At 64.4% G+C, this 14,163-nt stretch carries 15 protein-coding genes; 4 read left to right on the top strand and 11 right to left on the bottom strand.

The features are described 5' to 3' along the window. Positions 1–35: 35 nt before the first annotated feature. Positions 36–1,685 carry a cytochrome c oxidase subunit I gene (ctaD, locus tag Amn_RS08240; RefSeq protein WP_067964581.1) on the bottom strand — a complete coding sequence of 550 codons (1,650 nt, stop codon included), beginning with the start codon at positions 1,683–1,685 and terminating at the stop codon, positions 36–38. 37 nt (positions 1,686–1,722) lie between these two features. After that, on the bottom strand, positions 1,723–2,589 hold the full coding sequence (gene coxB, locus Amn_RS08235; RefSeq protein ID WP_067964583.1) for a cytochrome c oxidase subunit II: 867 nt from the start codon (positions 2,587–2,589) through the stop codon (positions 1,723–1,725). A 414-nt stretch (positions 2,590–3,003) separates the two neighbouring features. Between coxB and Amn_RS08230 the strand changes: the two genes are divergently transcribed. From Amn_RS08230 to cobB, 3 genes are all read left to right on the top strand, one after another. Further along, a complete protein-coding gene (locus tag Amn_RS08230; protein WP_245432147.1) occupies positions 3,004–3,483 on the top strand; it encodes an invasion associated locus B family protein in 480 nt (159 codons plus the stop codon). An 88-nt stretch (positions 3,484–3,571) separates the two neighbouring features. Further along, entirely contained in the window at positions 3,572–4,984 is a 1,413-nt protein-coding gene (gene tldD, locus Amn_RS08225; RefSeq protein ID WP_286296116.1) for a metalloprotease TldD, read from the top strand. Positions 4,985–5,010: 26 nt separating this feature from the next. Beyond that, positions 5,011–5,712 (top strand): Sir2 family NAD+-dependent deacetylase, encoded by a 702-nt coding sequence (gene cobB / locus Amn_RS08220; protein WP_286296113.1) that lies wholly within the window; start codon positions 5,011–5,013, stop codon positions 5,710–5,712. Positions 5,713–5,753: 41 nt separating this feature from the next. On the opposite strand, the gene Amn_RS08215 is transcribed toward cobB, so the two are convergent. The 6 genes from Amn_RS08215 to Amn_RS08190 all read right to left on the bottom strand — a co-directional run bounded on the left by Amn_RS08215 (position 5,754) and on the right by Amn_RS08190 (position 11,651). Further along, positions 5,754–6,995: a class I SAM-dependent RNA methyltransferase gene (locus Amn_RS08215; protein ID WP_286296111.1), complete on the bottom strand. Its 1,242-nt coding sequence runs from the start codon at positions 6,993–6,995 to the stop codon at positions 5,754–5,756. Beyond that, the gene (locus Amn_RS08210) at positions 6,995–7,711 is read right to left on the bottom strand and encodes a TlyA family RNA methyltransferase (protein WP_502874754.1); all 717 of its coding nucleotides are present in this window, start codon (positions 7,709–7,711) and stop codon (positions 6,995–6,997) included. Before Amn_RS08210 ends, Amn_RS08215 begins: the two co-directional genes overlap by 1 nt. A 195-nt stretch (positions 7,712–7,906) precedes the next feature. Further along, the gene (gene dxs / locus Amn_RS08205; RefSeq protein WP_286296109.1) at positions 7,907–9,820 is read right to left on the bottom strand and encodes a 1-deoxy-D-xylulose-5-phosphate synthase; all 1,914 of its coding nucleotides are present in this window, start codon (positions 9,818–9,820) and stop codon (positions 7,907–7,909) included. 97 nt (positions 9,821–9,917) lie between these two features. After that, the gene (locus tag Amn_RS08200; RefSeq protein ID WP_067964594.1) at positions 9,918–10,838 is read right to left on the bottom strand and encodes a pirin family protein; all 921 of its coding nucleotides are present in this window, start codon (positions 10,836–10,838) and stop codon (positions 9,918–9,920) included. A gap of 48 nt (positions 10,839–10,886) precedes the next feature. Beyond that, positions 10,887–11,153 (bottom strand): DUF2277 domain-containing protein, encoded by a 267-nt coding sequence (locus Amn_RS08195; RefSeq protein ID WP_154386776.1) that lies wholly within the window; start codon positions 11,151–11,153, stop codon positions 10,887–10,889. A gap of 126 nt (positions 11,154–11,279) precedes the next feature. Beyond that, positions 11,280–11,651 carry an MAPEG family protein gene (locus tag Amn_RS08190; RefSeq protein WP_083948650.1) on the bottom strand — a complete coding sequence of 124 codons (372 nt, stop codon included), beginning with the start codon at positions 11,649–11,651 and terminating at the stop codon, positions 11,280–11,282. 81 nt (positions 11,652–11,732) lie between these two features. On the opposite strand from Amn_RS08190, the gene Amn_RS08185 reads away from it, so the two are divergent. After that, positions 11,733–12,125, top strand: a complete 393-nt coding sequence (locus Amn_RS08185; protein WP_286296106.1) for a winged helix-turn-helix transcriptional regulator — start codon at positions 11,733–11,735, stop codon at positions 12,123–12,125. A gap of 11 nt (positions 12,126–12,136) precedes the next feature. Here the strand turns inward: Amn_RS08185 and Amn_RS08180 are convergent, their stop codons facing one another. The 3 genes from Amn_RS08180 to Amn_RS08170 form a co-directional block, all read right to left on the bottom strand. Beyond that, on the bottom strand, positions 12,137–12,388 hold the full coding sequence (locus tag Amn_RS08180; protein ID WP_067964602.1) for an exodeoxyribonuclease VII small subunit: 252 nt from the start codon (positions 12,386–12,388) through the stop codon (positions 12,137–12,139). Positions 12,389–12,391: 3 nt separating this feature from the next. Then, positions 12,392–13,318, bottom strand: coding sequence for a histone deacetylase family protein (locus Amn_RS08175; protein ID WP_182575256.1), 927 nt, complete (start codon positions 13,316–13,318; stop codon positions 12,392–12,394). A gap of 149 nt (positions 13,319–13,467) precedes the next feature. After that, positions 13,468–14,079 (bottom strand): TetR/AcrR family transcriptional regulator, encoded by a 612-nt coding sequence (locus Amn_RS08170; protein ID WP_246340930.1) that lies wholly within the window; start codon positions 14,077–14,079, stop codon positions 13,468–13,470. Positions 14,080–14,163: the final 84 nt, after the last annotated feature.

The following is a 14,163-nucleotide window of genomic DNA, read 5'->3' as shown; positions in this document are numbered from 1 at the left end:
GGTCTTGCCGGCGGCTTCGTAGTTCAATCAGTGCCTTACTTGATCTTCGGCAGCTGTTCCCACTGGTGGAAGGGCGGCGGCGAAGGCAGCTGCCATTCGAGCGTGGTCGCACCATCGCCCCAGGGGTTGGCACCGGCGACGCGCTTCTTGGAGAAGGCTTCGAAGACGCCGAACAGGAAGATCAGCACGCCGATGGCCGAGATGTAGGAGCCGTAGGACGACACCGCATTCCAGCCGGCATAGGCATCCGGATAGTCGATGTAGCGGCGCGGCATGCCGGCGAGGCCGAGGAAGTGCTGCGGGAAGAAGATCAGGTTCACGCCGACGAACGTCACCCAGAAGTGGGTGTTGGCGATCGCCGCCGAGTACATGTAGCCCGTCATCTTCGGGAACCAGTAGTACCAGGCCGCAAAGATCGCGAACACGGCACCCAGCGACAGCACGTAGTGGAAGTGCGCCACGACATAGTAGGTGTCATGCAGCGAACGGTCGAGACCGGCATTGGCCAGCTGCACGCCGGTGACGCCACCGACGGTGAACAGGAAGATGAAGCCGATCGCCCAGATCATCGGCGTCTTCATGGTGATCGAGCCGCCCCACATGGTGGCGATCCACGAGAAGATCTTCACGCCGGTCGGAACCGCGATGACCATCGTGGCGAACACGAAGTAGCGCTGCGTGTCGAGCGACAGGCCGGTGGTGTACATGTGGTGAGCCCACACGACGAAGCCGACGGCGCCGATGGCGACCATGGCGTAGGCCATGCCGAGGTAACCGAAGATCGGCTTGCGCGAGAAGGTCGACACGATGTGGCTGACGATGCCGAAGCCCGGCAGGATCAGGATGTACACTTCCGGGTGACCGAAGAACCAGAACAGGTGCTGGAACAGGATCGGGTCGCCGCCGCCTTCAGGCGCAAAGAAGGTCGTGCCGAAATTGCGGTCGGTCAGAAGCATGGTGATGCCACCCGCCAGGACCGGCAGCGACAGCAGCAGCAGGAAGGCGGTGATCAGCACCGACCAGGCAAACAGCGGCATCTTGTGCAGCGTCATGCCCGGAGCGCGCATGTTGAAGATGGTGGTGATGAAGTTGATCGCACCCAGGATCGACGACGCGCCGGCGATGTGCAGCGACAGGATCGCCAGATCCATGGCCGGACCGGGCTGGCCCGAGGTCGAGAGCGGCGGATAGATCGTCCAGCCGCCGCCGACGCCGTGGGCGCCTGGAGCGCTCGGCATGAAGGCCGAGAGGATCAGCAGGATGAAGGCGGGCGGAAGCAGCCAGAACGAGATGTTGTTCATGCGCGGGAACGCCATGTCAGGCGCGCCGATCATGATCGGAACCATCCAGTTGGCGAAGCCGCCGATCAGCGCGGGCATGACCATGAAGAAGATCATGACCAGGCCGTGGGCCGTCGTGAACGCGTTGAACATGCTCTTGCCGGCGTCGATCGCCGAGTCGCCTTCAACGCCGTAGACCATCGAGGCCAGGCCGTGGAAGATCTGGATACCCGGCTCGGCGAGTTCCCAGCGCATCATGACGGACAGGAAGCCGCCGATGCAGCCTGCCATGATCGCGAAGATCAGGTAGAGCGTTCCAATATCCTTGTGGTTGGTCGAGTACACCCACCGAACCCAGCCCTTCGGCTTGTGGTCGTGATGGTCGTGAGCTGCAGCGCCTGCCATGTTCCGCTCCGTTCCCTGATCCCTATTCTACCGCGGCTCAGTTGCCAGCGGCCGCGACCTTGGCCGCACCATCCGTCTCGGCCATCAGCGCCTTGTTGGCACCCGGCAGATCGGTCTTAGCGGCGGCAAGCCACGTATTGTACTGTGCGTCTGAGACGACGCGGATTGCGATCGGCATGTAGGCGTGGTCCTTGCCGCAAAGCTCGGAGCACTGGCCGTAATAGAGGCCTTCCTTCTCAGCCTTGAACCAGATCTCGTTGATACGACCCGGCACCGCGTCCGTCTTCACGCCGAAGGCCGGCATGGCGAAGGCGTGGATGACGTCGCTGGCGGTGACGAGCACGCGAACCAGCGTATTGATCGGAACGACGATTTCGTTGTCGACGGCGAGAAGGCGCGGATACGCGGCCCTGTCTTCCTTGCCGGCCGCGGCGCGGTCAGCATCAGCGAGCATCGCCGAGTTGAAGGAGAGCGGCTCGGCGTTCTGGTACTCGTAGTCCCAGTTCCACTGGTTGGCGGTCGCCTTGATCGTCAGCTTGGCGTCTTCCGGCGGCGAATACTGCGCCGTCAGGAGCTGGAACGACGGAATGGCCAGGAACAGCAGGATGACAACCGGACCGACGGTCCAGATGACTTCGATCAGCGTGTTGTGGCTGGTGCGCGACGGCACCGGGTTGGCGCTCGCGCGGAACCTGAAGATGCAATAGGCCAACAGGAAAAGAACGAACAGCGTGATCGGAACGATGAACCACAGCGTGTAGTGCTCGAACCAGGTGATCTGTTCCATGATGCCGGTCGCGGCCGGCTGGAAAGTGGTTTGCCAAGGCGTCGGCTGAGCCGCATAGGCCGCGACGCTGGCAAGGGAAGCAGTCGCCGCGACGGCGCTAGCAAAGATCTTTCTCATCGCCCTCTGTATCTCCCATTTCCGTGCGGGCGTAGCCGCAAGGACATCGTGCCGCTCCGGGACGGGAATCCCAGAGACGTTCGGAGGTTCAAACCATACTCTCTTTATAACCGCAAGGAAGCAGAGGCTTAACCCGTGCGGCATTTTTGCGCGCAGGCGCAAAGGCTGGCGCCGTGACGCGTTTGGCGCTAGGTGAAGAACGCACAGGCGAAAGGGCAATCGCCCCGCTTGTGCTGCCATGCCCTGAAAAGGCGTCGCAATTCGGGCCAAATTGGCTTCGAATGTTTGGAAAACCTGAGATTGCAGGATGGCGAAGGCGCCGTCTTGTTATTTACTTGCTGCCTGCACGGCCTGATAGTCGTGATTCGCAATGGAGCCGTCATGAAGTCTGGGCTTTTCAAAACCGTGGCGAAGATGCTTGTCGCCGCCGCCTGCGTGGTTCCCATGCAAGCCGGCGCGCAGCAGAGCGGCACGGTCAAGTCCACCCATGGCGCATGGTCGATCATCTGCGACACGCCCGCTGGCGCCACCAACGAGCAATGCGTGATGATGCAGAACGTGATTGCCGAGGACCGTCCCGAGATGGGGCTTTCGGTGGTCATCCTGCGCACCGCCGACAACAAGGCCGAGATTCTGCGCGTGCTCGCGCCGCTCGGCGTGCTCTTGCCCAACGGCCTCGGCCTCAATGTCGACCAGAAGGACATCGGCCGCGCCTATTTCGTGCGCTGCTTCCAGGATGGCTGCTATGCCGAGGTGATCCTCGACAAGACCCTGCTCGACACGCTGAAGACAGGCAAGTCGGCGACCTTCATCGTCTTCCAGACGCCCGAAGAAGGCATCGGCATCCCCGTCGACCTCAACGGCTTCGGCGAAGGCTTCGCCGCGCTGCCATAAGCGTTTGACGCCGGAGACATTGTCCGGAGCCTCCGTGTCGCCTACATCGGGGTGAATACACTCACCTTGGAATATGAGGCGACGCGCCATGACCAGCCTGCTCAGCCAGTTCGACATTTCGGAAGACCGCTTGCGCAAGATCGTCGCCGAGACGATCGAGGGCGCCGACGACGGCGAGCTGTTCGTCGAATATCGCGAAGGCGAAGCGCTGATGTTCGACAATGGCCGGCTGAAGACGGCGAGCTTCAACACCGACCAGGGTTTCGGTCTGCGCGCCGTATCAGGCGAAGCGACCGGCTATGCCCATTCGAGCGACCTGTCGGAACAGGCCCTTTTGCGCGCCTCCGATGCCGTGTCGGCGGTCAAGGGCGGCTATTCCGGCACGCTGGCAGCCGCCCCTGCCCGCACCAACACGTATCTCTATGGCGAAGAGAACCCGATCTCCTCGCCGTCTTTCGAGGCCAAGGCCAAGCTGCTCCAGGAAATCGACGCCTGGCTGCGCGACAAGGATCCGCGCGTCCGCCAGGTGACGGCCTCGCTCGCCTCGTCGTGGCAGCATGTCGAGATCCTGCGCGGCGACGGCCAGGTGGTGCGCGACATCCGCCCGCTGGTGCGGATGAACGTGTCCGTCATCGTCGGCGACGGCGACCGCCAGGAAAGCGGCTCCTATGGTGCCGGCGGCCGCAAGAATTTCGACGAATTCCTGACCGACGAAAGCTGGAAGGGTGCCGCGACCGAGGCCTTGCGCCAGGCGCTGGTCAATCTCGAAGCCATCCCCGCTCCTGCCGGCACTTTCGACATCGTGCTGTCGTCCGGCTGGCCGGGCGTGATGCTGCATGAAGCGGTCGGCCACGGACTCGAAGGCGACTTCAACCGCAAGAAGACTTCGGCCTTCGCCGGTCTTCTCGGCCAGCAGGTCGCCGCCAAGGGCGTCACCGTCGTCGACGACGGCACCATCGCCGAACGCCGCGGCTCGATCACCGTCGACGACGAAGGCACGCCCAGCGGCCGCAACGTGCTGATCGAGGACGGCAAGCTTGTCGGCTACATGCAGGACCGCCAGAACGCCCGGCTGATGGGCATGAAGGCGACCGGCAACGGCCGCCGCGAATCCTACGCGCACCAGCCGATGCCGCGCATGACCAACACCTATATGACCTCGGGCGACAAAACGCCGGAAGAGATCATCGCCTCGGTCAAGAACGGCATCTATGCCGTGTCCTTCGGCGGCGGCCAGGTCGACATCACCTCGGGCAAGTTCGTGTTCGGCTGCACCGAGGCCTACATGATCGAGGACGGCAAGGTGACCCAGCCGATCAAGGGCGCGATGCTGATCGGCAATGGACCCGATGCGATGCATCGCGTCACCATGGTCGGCAACGACATGAAGCTCGACAACGGCATCGGCATGTGCGGCAAAGCCGGCCAGGGCGTGCCCGTCGGCGTCGGCCAGCCGCATCTCAGGATGAACCAGATGACTGTCGGCGGCACACGGGTCTAGGCCGAGCGCCGACAGGACGAATGCCGATGCAACGCCCCACCTCGATCGTCGTGCTCACCGGCGCCGGAATCTCTGCCGAATCAGGTGTCGACACCTTTCGCGACAAGGACGGCATCTGGTCGAAGATCGACTACCGCGACGTGGCGACGCCGGAAGGTTTTGCCCGCAATCCGGAGCTGGTCGACGACTTCTACAACCAGCGCCGCGCGGGTCTTGCCGATGTCGCGCCGAATGCCGCACATGTGGCATTGACGCGGCTCGAACGGCAGTTCCGGGGCAAGTTCCTGCTCGTCACCCAGAACATCGACGACCTGCATGAGCGGGCCGGGTCGCAGCGGCTGATCCACATGCATGGCGAACTGACCAAGGCTTCGTGCGCCCATTGCGGCACAAGGAACCCGTGGCACGGCGACATACTGCGCACGTCCCGCTGCCCGTCATGCCAGGAGGTCGGCCAGTTACGGCCTGATGTGGTCTGGTTCGGCGAGATGCCTTTTCTGATGGACGAGATCGACGAGGCACTGGCAAGTTGCGACCTCTTCGTCTCCATCGGCACCAGCGGCAACGTCTATCCTGCCGCCGGCTTCGTCGAGCAGGCGCGCCATGCAGGTGCCCGTACGGTCGAACTCAACCTCGAACCGTCGGAAGGCTACGACCTCTTCGAACAGGCCATAAATGGCCGCGCTACCGAAATCGTACCCGAATTCGTCGAGCATATACTGGCCTAGGCACCGGTCCGCCCATCCACGGATGGACCTGACGCGTCCGCCTACCGCCGCTTCTTCGGCTTCTCCAGCAAAGCCACCGCCTCGACATGGTGCGACCATAGGAACTGGTCAATCGGCACAACACTCTTCAGCGCATAGCCGCCATCGATGAGGATCCTGAGATCTCGCGCCAGCGTCGCCGGATTGCACGATACGGCTGCGACGTAAGGAACATCGGAGCGGGCGATCTGCTTGGACTGGTCCTCGGCGCCGGCGCGCGGCGGGTCGAAGACGATGCCGTCAAAGGCGTTCAGTTCCTTGAAGGTCAGCGGGCGGCGGTCGAGGTCACGGCGCTCGACGGTGACGCGCTTCAGGCCGCTGGCAAAGCGGAAGCCGCGGTCGAGTGCGGCCAGCGCCGGCGCCTCACCTTCAACCGCATGAACCTCCGACCCCGCGGCAAGCCTGAGCGCAAAGGTGCCGCAGCCCGAAAACAGGTCGGCGACCTTCCTGGCCTTGCGCATATGGCCGGTGACGAGCGACACCATCGCGCCCTCCGCCTCGGCCACGGCCTGGACGAAAGCGCCCGGCGGCGGGCTGACCGTCGCCGCGCCAAAGGTCAGCATCGGCTTGACCGGCTCGACGATGATCTCGCCGTCGATGGACAGGCGGGCGATCTTCGATTTGATGGCGAAATCGGTCGCGGCACGGCGGATCGCTTCGGTCGGTTTGCCGCAATCGCTGGCGGCCACGTCGAAGCCCGACTCGGTGGCCGTGACAAGGAAGCGGAACGGCTTCGAGGTATTGGCGATGATGCCGGCAAGGTGCCGCAAGGTGCCTGCCGCTTCTACGATGGCCGGCACCAGGACAGGGCACTCCTCGATGTCGACCAGGGTATGGGAAAACGCCTTGTTGTAGCCGAGATGGAGCCCGGTCTCGGTGTTCCGGGCCGTAAACGCCGCACGCCTGCGGCTGTGCGGCGGGCAAGCCACCAGTTCGCCGACCGCAACGTCGATGCCCCGGCCCTTCAGCGCATGGACGACCAGCCCACGCTTCCACTCGCGATAGGCCTGGTCGTCGAGATGCTGGATCGCGCAGCCGCCACATTCGGTGAAATGCCGGCAGGCCGGATCGATACGTTGCGGCGACGGCTCGAGAACCGAGATCAGCTGGGCGCGATCCTTCTCGCGCGCCGCTGTCACCACTTCGCCCGGCAGCGCGAACGGGATGAAGATATGTCCGCCATTGGCATCGACGACGCCGTCGCCATGCGCGCCCAGCCGCGCAATTTCGAAACGTGTCGTCATTACTCTTTCACTCCACCGAGCAGGTATTCACGATTTCCGTCGCCGCCTTCGAGCGGCGACGGGTAGATGCCGAGCGCACGCCAGCCTGGAACGGCGTCGAGCCAGGAGCGCAGCTCTTCAGCCATGCGCGGGCCGTCCTCGACATTCCTGAGCAGGCCGCCCTTGCCGATCGCCTCGCGCCCGGCCTCGAACTGCGGCTTGACCAGCAACACTGCCCTGGCACCTGAGGCAGCCAGTTGGAGTGCATTAGGCAATGCCAGCCTGAGCGAGATGAAACTGACATCCGAGACCACGAAGTCGGGCGTCCGGCCGCCAAGATCCTCAGACGTCAGGTTGCGTGCATTGAGCCCTTCCAAGCAGGTCACGCGCGGATCCGACTTCAGCCTCTCGTCCATCTGGCCATGGCCGACATCGATCGCCACGACATGTGCCGCGCCGCGCTCGAGCAGGACCTGGGTGAAGCCGCCGGTCGACGCGCCGATGTCCAGCGCCGTGGCTCCAGCCGGATCGAAGCCGAAATGGTCGAGCCCGGCGATCAGCTTGAGTGCGGCGCGCGAGACATAGGCCTGCGCCGGGTCGTCGACGGCGATTTCGGCGCTCGCCGGCACCATCTGTCCGGGCTTCTTCGCCGGTTGGCCGGCGACGGACACGGCCCCGCGCGCCACCGCGTCGCGGGCCCGCGAACGGCTGGCGAAGAAACCGCGGCTGACGAGCAATTCGTCGAGCCTCAGGCTGGTCCCGGAGCGCTGCGCGTCCGATTGGACGCGTAGCGCTACAGCTTCTTTTGTTTGCGCATCGTGCTTACCGAAGATCGACTTCGATCTTCTGGCCGATGCGCGGGCTTGCCCAGAGTTGTCCATGGCTTTCAATGGCGAATGCGCGCCTGCAAGGCAAGCGCCCGCGCGATAATGTCAGGCGCGGACGGCCTGGGCCGACTTGCCAAGGGCTGCGAAGACGGCGCGCACGATGCCGGCGGAATCGAGCCCGGCGTCGGCATGCATCTTGTCGGGGTTGGCATGGTCGACGAAGCTGTCCGGCATGGTCAGTGGCCGCACCTTGAGGCCGTTGTCGAGCAGGCCGTTGCGGGCGAGGAAGTCGAGTACCTGGCTGGTGAAACCGCCGACAGAACCTTCCTCGACCATGACGAGCACTTCGTGCGAGCGCGCCAGGCGACGGATCAGGTCCTCGTCCAGCGGCTTGGCGAAACGGGCGTCGGCAACCGTCGTCGACAGGCCGGCGGCACCCAGTTCCTCGGCGGCGAGCAGGCAGTCCTTGAGGCGTGTGCCGAAGGACAGCAGCGCCACCTTGGTGCCCTCTCGCACGATCCGGCCCTTGCCGATCTCCAGCGCCTGGCCACGCTCGGGCATGTCGACACCGACGCCGTTGCCGCGGGGATAGCGGAAGGAGATCGGACCGTCGTCATATTCGACGGCGGTGCGCACCATATGGCGCAGTTCCGCCTCGTCGGCCGCCGCCATGACGACGAAACCGGGCAGCGAGGCAAGATAGGCAGTGTCGAAGGCGCCGCAATGAGTTGCGCCGTCCGCGCCGACGAAGCCGGCGCGGTCGATGGGAAAACGCACCGGCAGGTTCTGGATGGCGACGTCGTGCACGACCTGGTCATAGGCGCGCTGCAGGAAGGTCGAGTAGATCGCGACGAACGGCTTGTAGCCTTCGGTCGCGAGGCCCGCGGCAAAGGTCACCGCATGCTGCTCTGCAATGCCGACGTCGAAGCTGCGCGACGGAAACGCTTCGCCGAACAGATCGAGGCCGGTGCCCGACGGCATGGCGGCGGTGACGGCAACGATCTTGTCGTCGTCGCGCGCTTCTTGCATCAGGCTTTCCGCAAACACCTTGGTGTAGGCAGGTGCGTTGGCAGGCGCCTTGGCCTGGGCGCCGGTGATGACGTCGAACTTGTTGACGCCGTGATATTTGTCGGCAGCCGCTTCGGCCGGGGCATAACCCTTGCCCTTCTGGGTCACGACATGGATCAGCACCGGGCCGGTGCCGTTGTCGCGCACGTTCTTCAGCACCGGCACGAGATGCTCGAGATTGTGGCCGTCGATCGGGCCGATATGGAAGAAGCCCATCTCCTCGAACAAAGTGCCGCCGGTGACGAAACCGCGCGCATGCTCGACGGCGCGGGTGATGGCGCGGTCGACGCGACGGCCGAGATAGGAGGTCAGCTTCTTGCCGAGCTCGCGCACGCCGGCATAGGTGCGGCCCGAGGCAAGGCGCGCCAGATAGGCGCTCATCGCACCGGCCGGCGGAGCGATCGACATGTCGTTGTCATTGAGGATGACGATCAGGCGGGCATCGAGCGCACCGGCATTGTTCATCGCCTCATAGGCCATGCCGGCAGACATGGCGCCGTCTCCGATGACGGCGATGACATTGTTCTTGCCGCCGTCGAGGTCGCGTGCCACCGCCATGCCGAGGCCGGCGGAAATGGAGGTCGAGGAGTGCGCGGCGCCAAACGGGTCGTACTCGCTTTCCGAGCGCTTGGTGAAACCGGAGAGCCCGCCTTCCTGGCGCAGTGTGCGCATGCGGTCGCGGCGCCCGGTCAGGATCTTGTGCGGGTAGGCCTGGTGACCGACATCCCAGATGATGCGGTCGTCGGGCGTATCGAAGACATAATGCAGCGCCACCGTCAGTTCGACGACGCCAAGGCCGGCGCCGAGATGCCCGCCGGTCTGCGACACCACGTCGATAAGCTCGGCGCGCAGTTCGCTTGCCAGCTGCGGCAGCTGGGCCTCGTCGAGCGTGCGCAGGTCGGAGGGCACGCGGACCTTGTCCAGCAGGGGCGTTTCAGGTTTCGCGTTCATCAATCCGCACTAACTCGGTTAACCACCCGGCAGATACGACCGCATGCTTGGAAAGTAAATGCGTGGCGGTGACGCGGGCCGGCCTCACGCCTGCCCGTCAGCTCTCGGGCAACGGAATAAACTCTTCTTCGTCACCGGGAACGATATCGAAGCGGCCGGTCTTCCATTCGTTCTTCGCCTCTTCGATGCGCTCCTTCGACGACGAGACGAAATTCCACCAGATGTAGCGCTTGGAGCCGAGCGAGGCGCCACCGAACAGCATGAAATGCGCACCCGTCTCCGAACCCACGACGATCTCGTCGCCGGGCCTGAACACCAAAAGCCGCTCGATCGGGAAACGATCGCCAAGGATGTCGATCTCGCCGCCCAGCGTGTAGATGGCACGCTCCTCGGCGTCGGCCGGAATCTTGATCCTGGCACCGGGCGCCAGCCTGATGTCGGCATAAAGCGTGTCGGAGGCCTGGCGCACCGGCGACGTCAGGCCCTTGAACGCGCCGATCACCAGCCGCCCGCTGACCCCGTCGGCCTCGAAGGTCGGCAGCTCGGCCGCAGCCGTGTTCTCGAACAACGGCGCGACCTCTTCCTTGCCGTCGGGCAGCGCCAGCCACGTCTGCAGCCCGGACACCGACATCGGCGCGCCGCGCAGCTCTTCGGGCGTGCGCTCGGAATGGACGATGCCGCGGCCCGCCGTCATCAGGTTCACGTCGCCGGGCGCAATGACCATCTCGGTGCCGAGCGAATCCCGGTGGCGGATCTTGCCGTCGAACAGATAGGTGACGGTCGCAAGCCCGATATGGGGGTGTGGACGCACATCCAGCGCATGCCCTGCCCTGAGGATTGCCGGGCCCATGCGGTCGAAGAAGATGAACGGCCCGACCAGGCGACGCTTTGCCGTCGGCAATGCCCGGCGCACCTGGAAGCCGTCGATGTCCTTGGCGTTGGGAATGACCATCAGTTCGAGCTGGTCGCAGGAAAAGGCATCGCCCGGCGTCGGGTCTTCGGCAGGAAAGAAGCTCATGGTCGCCTCCTAGAGTTATTGCAGCACGGCGGTCACAAGAGCTGAAACTCAGGCAAATCGCAGCGCCGAACGGGCCTTGGCCTTGGCGGCCTCTTCGTCGCGGTTGCGCGGATGCTGGTGCGTTTCCATCGCATGCAGCATCTCGTGCGCTGCCTCGGCGATGGTGTCGACGGCGCGGTTGAAGGCCTCTTCGTTCTTCTTCGAAGGTTTGGTCGTTCCGCTCAGCTTGCGCACGAACTGCAAGGCTGCGTCACGGATCTCGTCATGCGTCGCCGGCGGGTCGAAATTGAACAATGTCTTGATGTTGCGGCACATCGCCTGCTCCCGGGTTTTCACCAACGGTATGGGTTGTCCATAACTGGGCGCAACGTGCCGCGAGGTCAAGCCGTTCGGTCGGCCGCGACCGCCGTCAGCGAAGGGGCATCCTCCGAACGAGGGGCGTCATCCCAGGATGAGCGCCGCGGCGCCGACGAGCAGCGCGCCATAGGTGCCAACCATGCCGGGCGCGCTCAACGGCGTCCGCGCGGTCAATATGCCTGCAAGGTGGAGGCTACGGCCGATGATCAGCAGTCCGGCGATCGTCCACAGCATCGCCGCCGGCGCCTGGCGGTATTCGGCAAGGGCGAGCAGGATCAGGGCGAGCGGCACATATTCGATGAAATTGCCCTGGGCGCGGATGCGCCGCATCAGGACGACATCCTCGCTGTGGCCGAGCTTAACGCCGACTGTCTTGCGGCGCAGGCTGACCCGGATGCTGAGAACGACAAGAGCCACGGCGGCGAGTGCTGAAGTCATCGACGTTATCGGCAACATGACAGGTCCTCCCCGACGAGCATTACCGCAGCTAATCACTTCTTACTTGCATTTTGCAAGTTAAAAATCCAAAGTGCCGCCATGACCCAGTTTCGCTCCGGCTGCCCCATCGCGTCAGCGCTCGACATCATCGGCGACAAGTGGTCGCTGGTGATCGTCAGGGCGATGGTGATGGGGGCGACCAGCTATTCGGACCTGTTGTCCTCGCCGGAGAAAATCTCGACCAACATCCTGGCCGAAAGGCTGCGCCGGCTGGAAGATGCCGGTCTCATCAGGCAATCCTTACCGCGCCAGGGCTCCATCCGGGGCGCCTATGCATTGACTGCCAGAGGGGCTGCACTCATTCCCGTGGTGCAGGAACTGGCCCGCTGGGGCGAAAGCCAGCTGCCGGACCGCTGGACACCGCCGGATCGCTTCTACGCGGCCCGGCCCGGCGATTTCGACGTCCGCGACGGCGATGCCGCCGCGGACTGAACTGGACGGCTTTACTCGCCGTCGAGCGGCTCCGTGCCGACCGGCTTGCCATCGCGCGACAGGCGGATCTTCTCGACCTTGTCCTCGGCGGCCTTCAGCAGGCGGTCGCAATGCGCCTTCAGCGCCTCGCCGCGCTCGTAGATCTTGATCGACTGGTCGAGCGGCACGTCGCCGCGTTCGAGGTCGTCGACGATCTTTTCCAATGCCGCGAGCGCCTGCTCGAAGCTCATCGCCTTGATTTCGTCATTGGGCTCGACGGCCATGGATCATCCTTTCATGAGGCGCGAAACGTGGGCGGCCACTGAGAAGGCCAGCCCATGCAGGTCGTAGCCGCCCTCGAGCAGGCTGACCAGACGGTTCGATGAATGGCGCGCGGCACTGTCCATCAATTGCCCGGTCGCCCAGTCGAAATCGGCTTCGGTGAGGTTGATCTCGGCCAGCGGGTCGCGATGGTGCGCGTCGAAGCCGGCCGAGATGATGATCAGGTCGGGCGCGAATCTGTCGAGCGCCGGCAGCACGCGCGAGCGGAACGCCTCGCGGAAATGGTCGCTGCCGGTGTCTGGGGCGAGCGGCGCGTTGACGATGTTGCCGACACCCGTCTCGCCTTTTGCGCCAGTGCCGGGAAACAGCGGCATCTGGTGCGTCGAGCAATAGAGCACGCTCGGGTCGTCCCAGAAGATGTCCTGGGTGCCGTTGCCGTGATGGACGTCCCAATCGACGATCGCCACGCGCTCCGCACCATGGTCGCGCTGGGCATGGCGCGCCGCAATCGCCGCATTGTTGAACAGGCAAAAGCCCATCGCGGTCGCCTTCTCGGCATGGTGGCCGGGCGGCCTCGAGGCGACGAAGACGTTGGCTGCCCTGCCGGAAAAGACGTCGTCGACAGCGGCATTGGCCGCGCCGATTGCAGTCAGTGCCGCCTGCCAGCTTTTCGGGCTGAGCGTGGTGTCGCCATCGATTCTGGCAAATCCCTCCACCGGCACCTGCCGGCGGACGCTTTCGACAAAATTCTCGGGGTGGGCGTAGGCAATCGTGCGCTCGTCGCCCGTCGGCGCCTCGACACGATCGAGCATCTCGAACGCCTCGTCGTCGAGCGCGCGCTCGATGGCGCGCAGCCTGTCGGGCCGCTCGGGATGCCCCGGCGTCGTCAGGTGTTCGAGGTAGATCGGGTGCGTGTAGAGCCGCGTGGTCATCGCCGCACCTTATCAGCAATGGCCGGACAGACCACGCATAGCTGTCAAAGCCCTGGGGAAAACGGCCGGCCGACGAGCGCGATGACCCGGTCGGAAAGAAGTTGCCGGGTTTTGCCGCGCCCCGGCATGTCCGGCCACAGCCTGAAAGATCAGTTCGCCGGCCTGCCGGCCACGAGCAGCCCTTCCATCAGGGCGCGAAACGCCTTCACCGCCTTGATCGACGTCGCGTCGGGGTCTTCCGAATTGGCGATCCATTGGGCGGCATAAAGCGAGGCGCCGCTGATCAGCCGCGCCATCGCTTCCGCATCGATGTCGCGAACAAGGCCCTCCGCCTTGAGCGCGACGAGGTTCGCGGTGATCGCCGAAATACAGGCATTGGCGTTGGGCCATTGCGCCGGATCGCCGAGCACCGCCGGCCCGTCGCGCAGGACGATGCGCTGGATTTCCGGCTCGAGCGCCATTTCGATATAAGCGATGTTTTCGTCGAGGAAGCCTTGCCAGCGCGTCTTGGCCCTGGCCGAGATCTCATTGAGGCGCACGCACATTTCCTGGTCGATCTGGGCGAGCACGGCCTCGAACAACCCTTTCTTGTCGCCGAAGTGGTGATACAGCGCGCCGCGCGTCAGCCCGGCCTCGGCAGTGAAATCGTCCATCGACGCGTTCGCATAGCCCGTCGTCGCGAAGGCCCGGCGCCCGGCAGCAATCAGCTTGGCGCGCGTTTCGGCAATCATCTCGCTGCGGGGTTTGTGTGCCGCCTTCATCGCCTCTTCCTTGTCGCGACGTCCTTCACATACGCCGCGTATATTTTTCTAGACATGGCGTCCATGGTAATTGACATACGCTGC

The sequence above is a fragment of the Aminobacter sp. Y103A genome (assembly GCF_030294925.1).
Classification (GTDB): Bacteria; Pseudomonadota; Alphaproteobacteria; order Rhizobiales; family Rhizobiaceae; genus Aminobacter; species Aminobacter ciceronei.
This window is presented reverse-complemented; position numbering and strand designations above follow the sequence as displayed.

Excerpts from the sequence above, each read along its gene's own strand:
- Amn_RS08215 (WP_286296111.1), bottom strand. The coding sequence starts at position 6,995 with ATGACGACACGTTTCGAAATTGCGCGGCTGGGCGCGCATGGCGACGGC.
- dxs (WP_286296109.1), bottom strand. The coding sequence starts at position 9,820 with ATGAACGCGAAACCTGAAACGCCCCTGCTGGACAAGGTCCGCGTGCCC.
- Amn_RS08190 (WP_083948650.1), bottom strand. The coding sequence starts at position 11,651 with ATGTTGCCGATAACGTCGATGACTTCAGCACTCGCCGCCGTGGCTCTT.
- Amn_RS08185 (WP_286296106.1), top strand. The coding sequence starts at position 11,733 with ATGACCCAGTTTCGCTCCGGCTGCCCCATCGCGTCAGCGCTCGACATC.
- Amn_RS08230 (WP_245432147.1), top strand. The coding sequence starts at position 3,004 with ATGCTTGTCGCCGCCGCCTGCGTGGTTCCCATGCAAGCCGGCGCGCAG.
- coxB (WP_067964583.1), bottom strand. The coding sequence starts at position 2,589 with ATGAGAAAGATCTTTGCTAGCGCCGTCGCGGCGACTGCTTCCCTTGCC.
- cobB (WP_286296113.1), top strand. The coding sequence starts at position 5,011 with ATGCAACGCCCCACCTCGATCGTCGTGCTCACCGGCGCCGGAATCTCT.
- Amn_RS08170 (WP_246340930.1), bottom strand. The coding sequence starts at position 14,079 with ATGAAGGCGGCACACAAACCCCGCAGCGAGATGATTGCCGAAACGCGC.
- Amn_RS08180 (WP_067964602.1), bottom strand. The coding sequence starts at position 12,388 with ATGGCCGTCGAGCCCAATGACGAAATCAAGGCGATGAGCTTCGAGCAG.
- tldD (WP_286296116.1), top strand. The coding sequence starts at position 3,572 with ATGACCAGCCTGCTCAGCCAGTTCGACATTTCGGAAGACCGCTTGCGC.
- Amn_RS08195 (WP_154386776.1), bottom strand. The coding sequence starts at position 11,153 with ATGTGCCGCAACATCAAGACATTGTTCAATTTCGACCCGCCGGCGACG.
- ctaD (WP_067964581.1), bottom strand. The coding sequence starts at position 1,685 with ATGGCAGGCGCTGCAGCTCACGACCATCACGACCACAAGCCGAAGGGC.
- Amn_RS08175 (WP_182575256.1), bottom strand. The coding sequence starts at position 13,318 with ATGACCACGCGGCTCTACACGCACCCGATCTACCTCGAACACCTGACG.
- Amn_RS08200 (WP_067964594.1), bottom strand. The coding sequence starts at position 10,838 with ATGAGCTTCTTTCCTGCCGAAGACCCGACGCCGGGCGATGCCTTTTCC.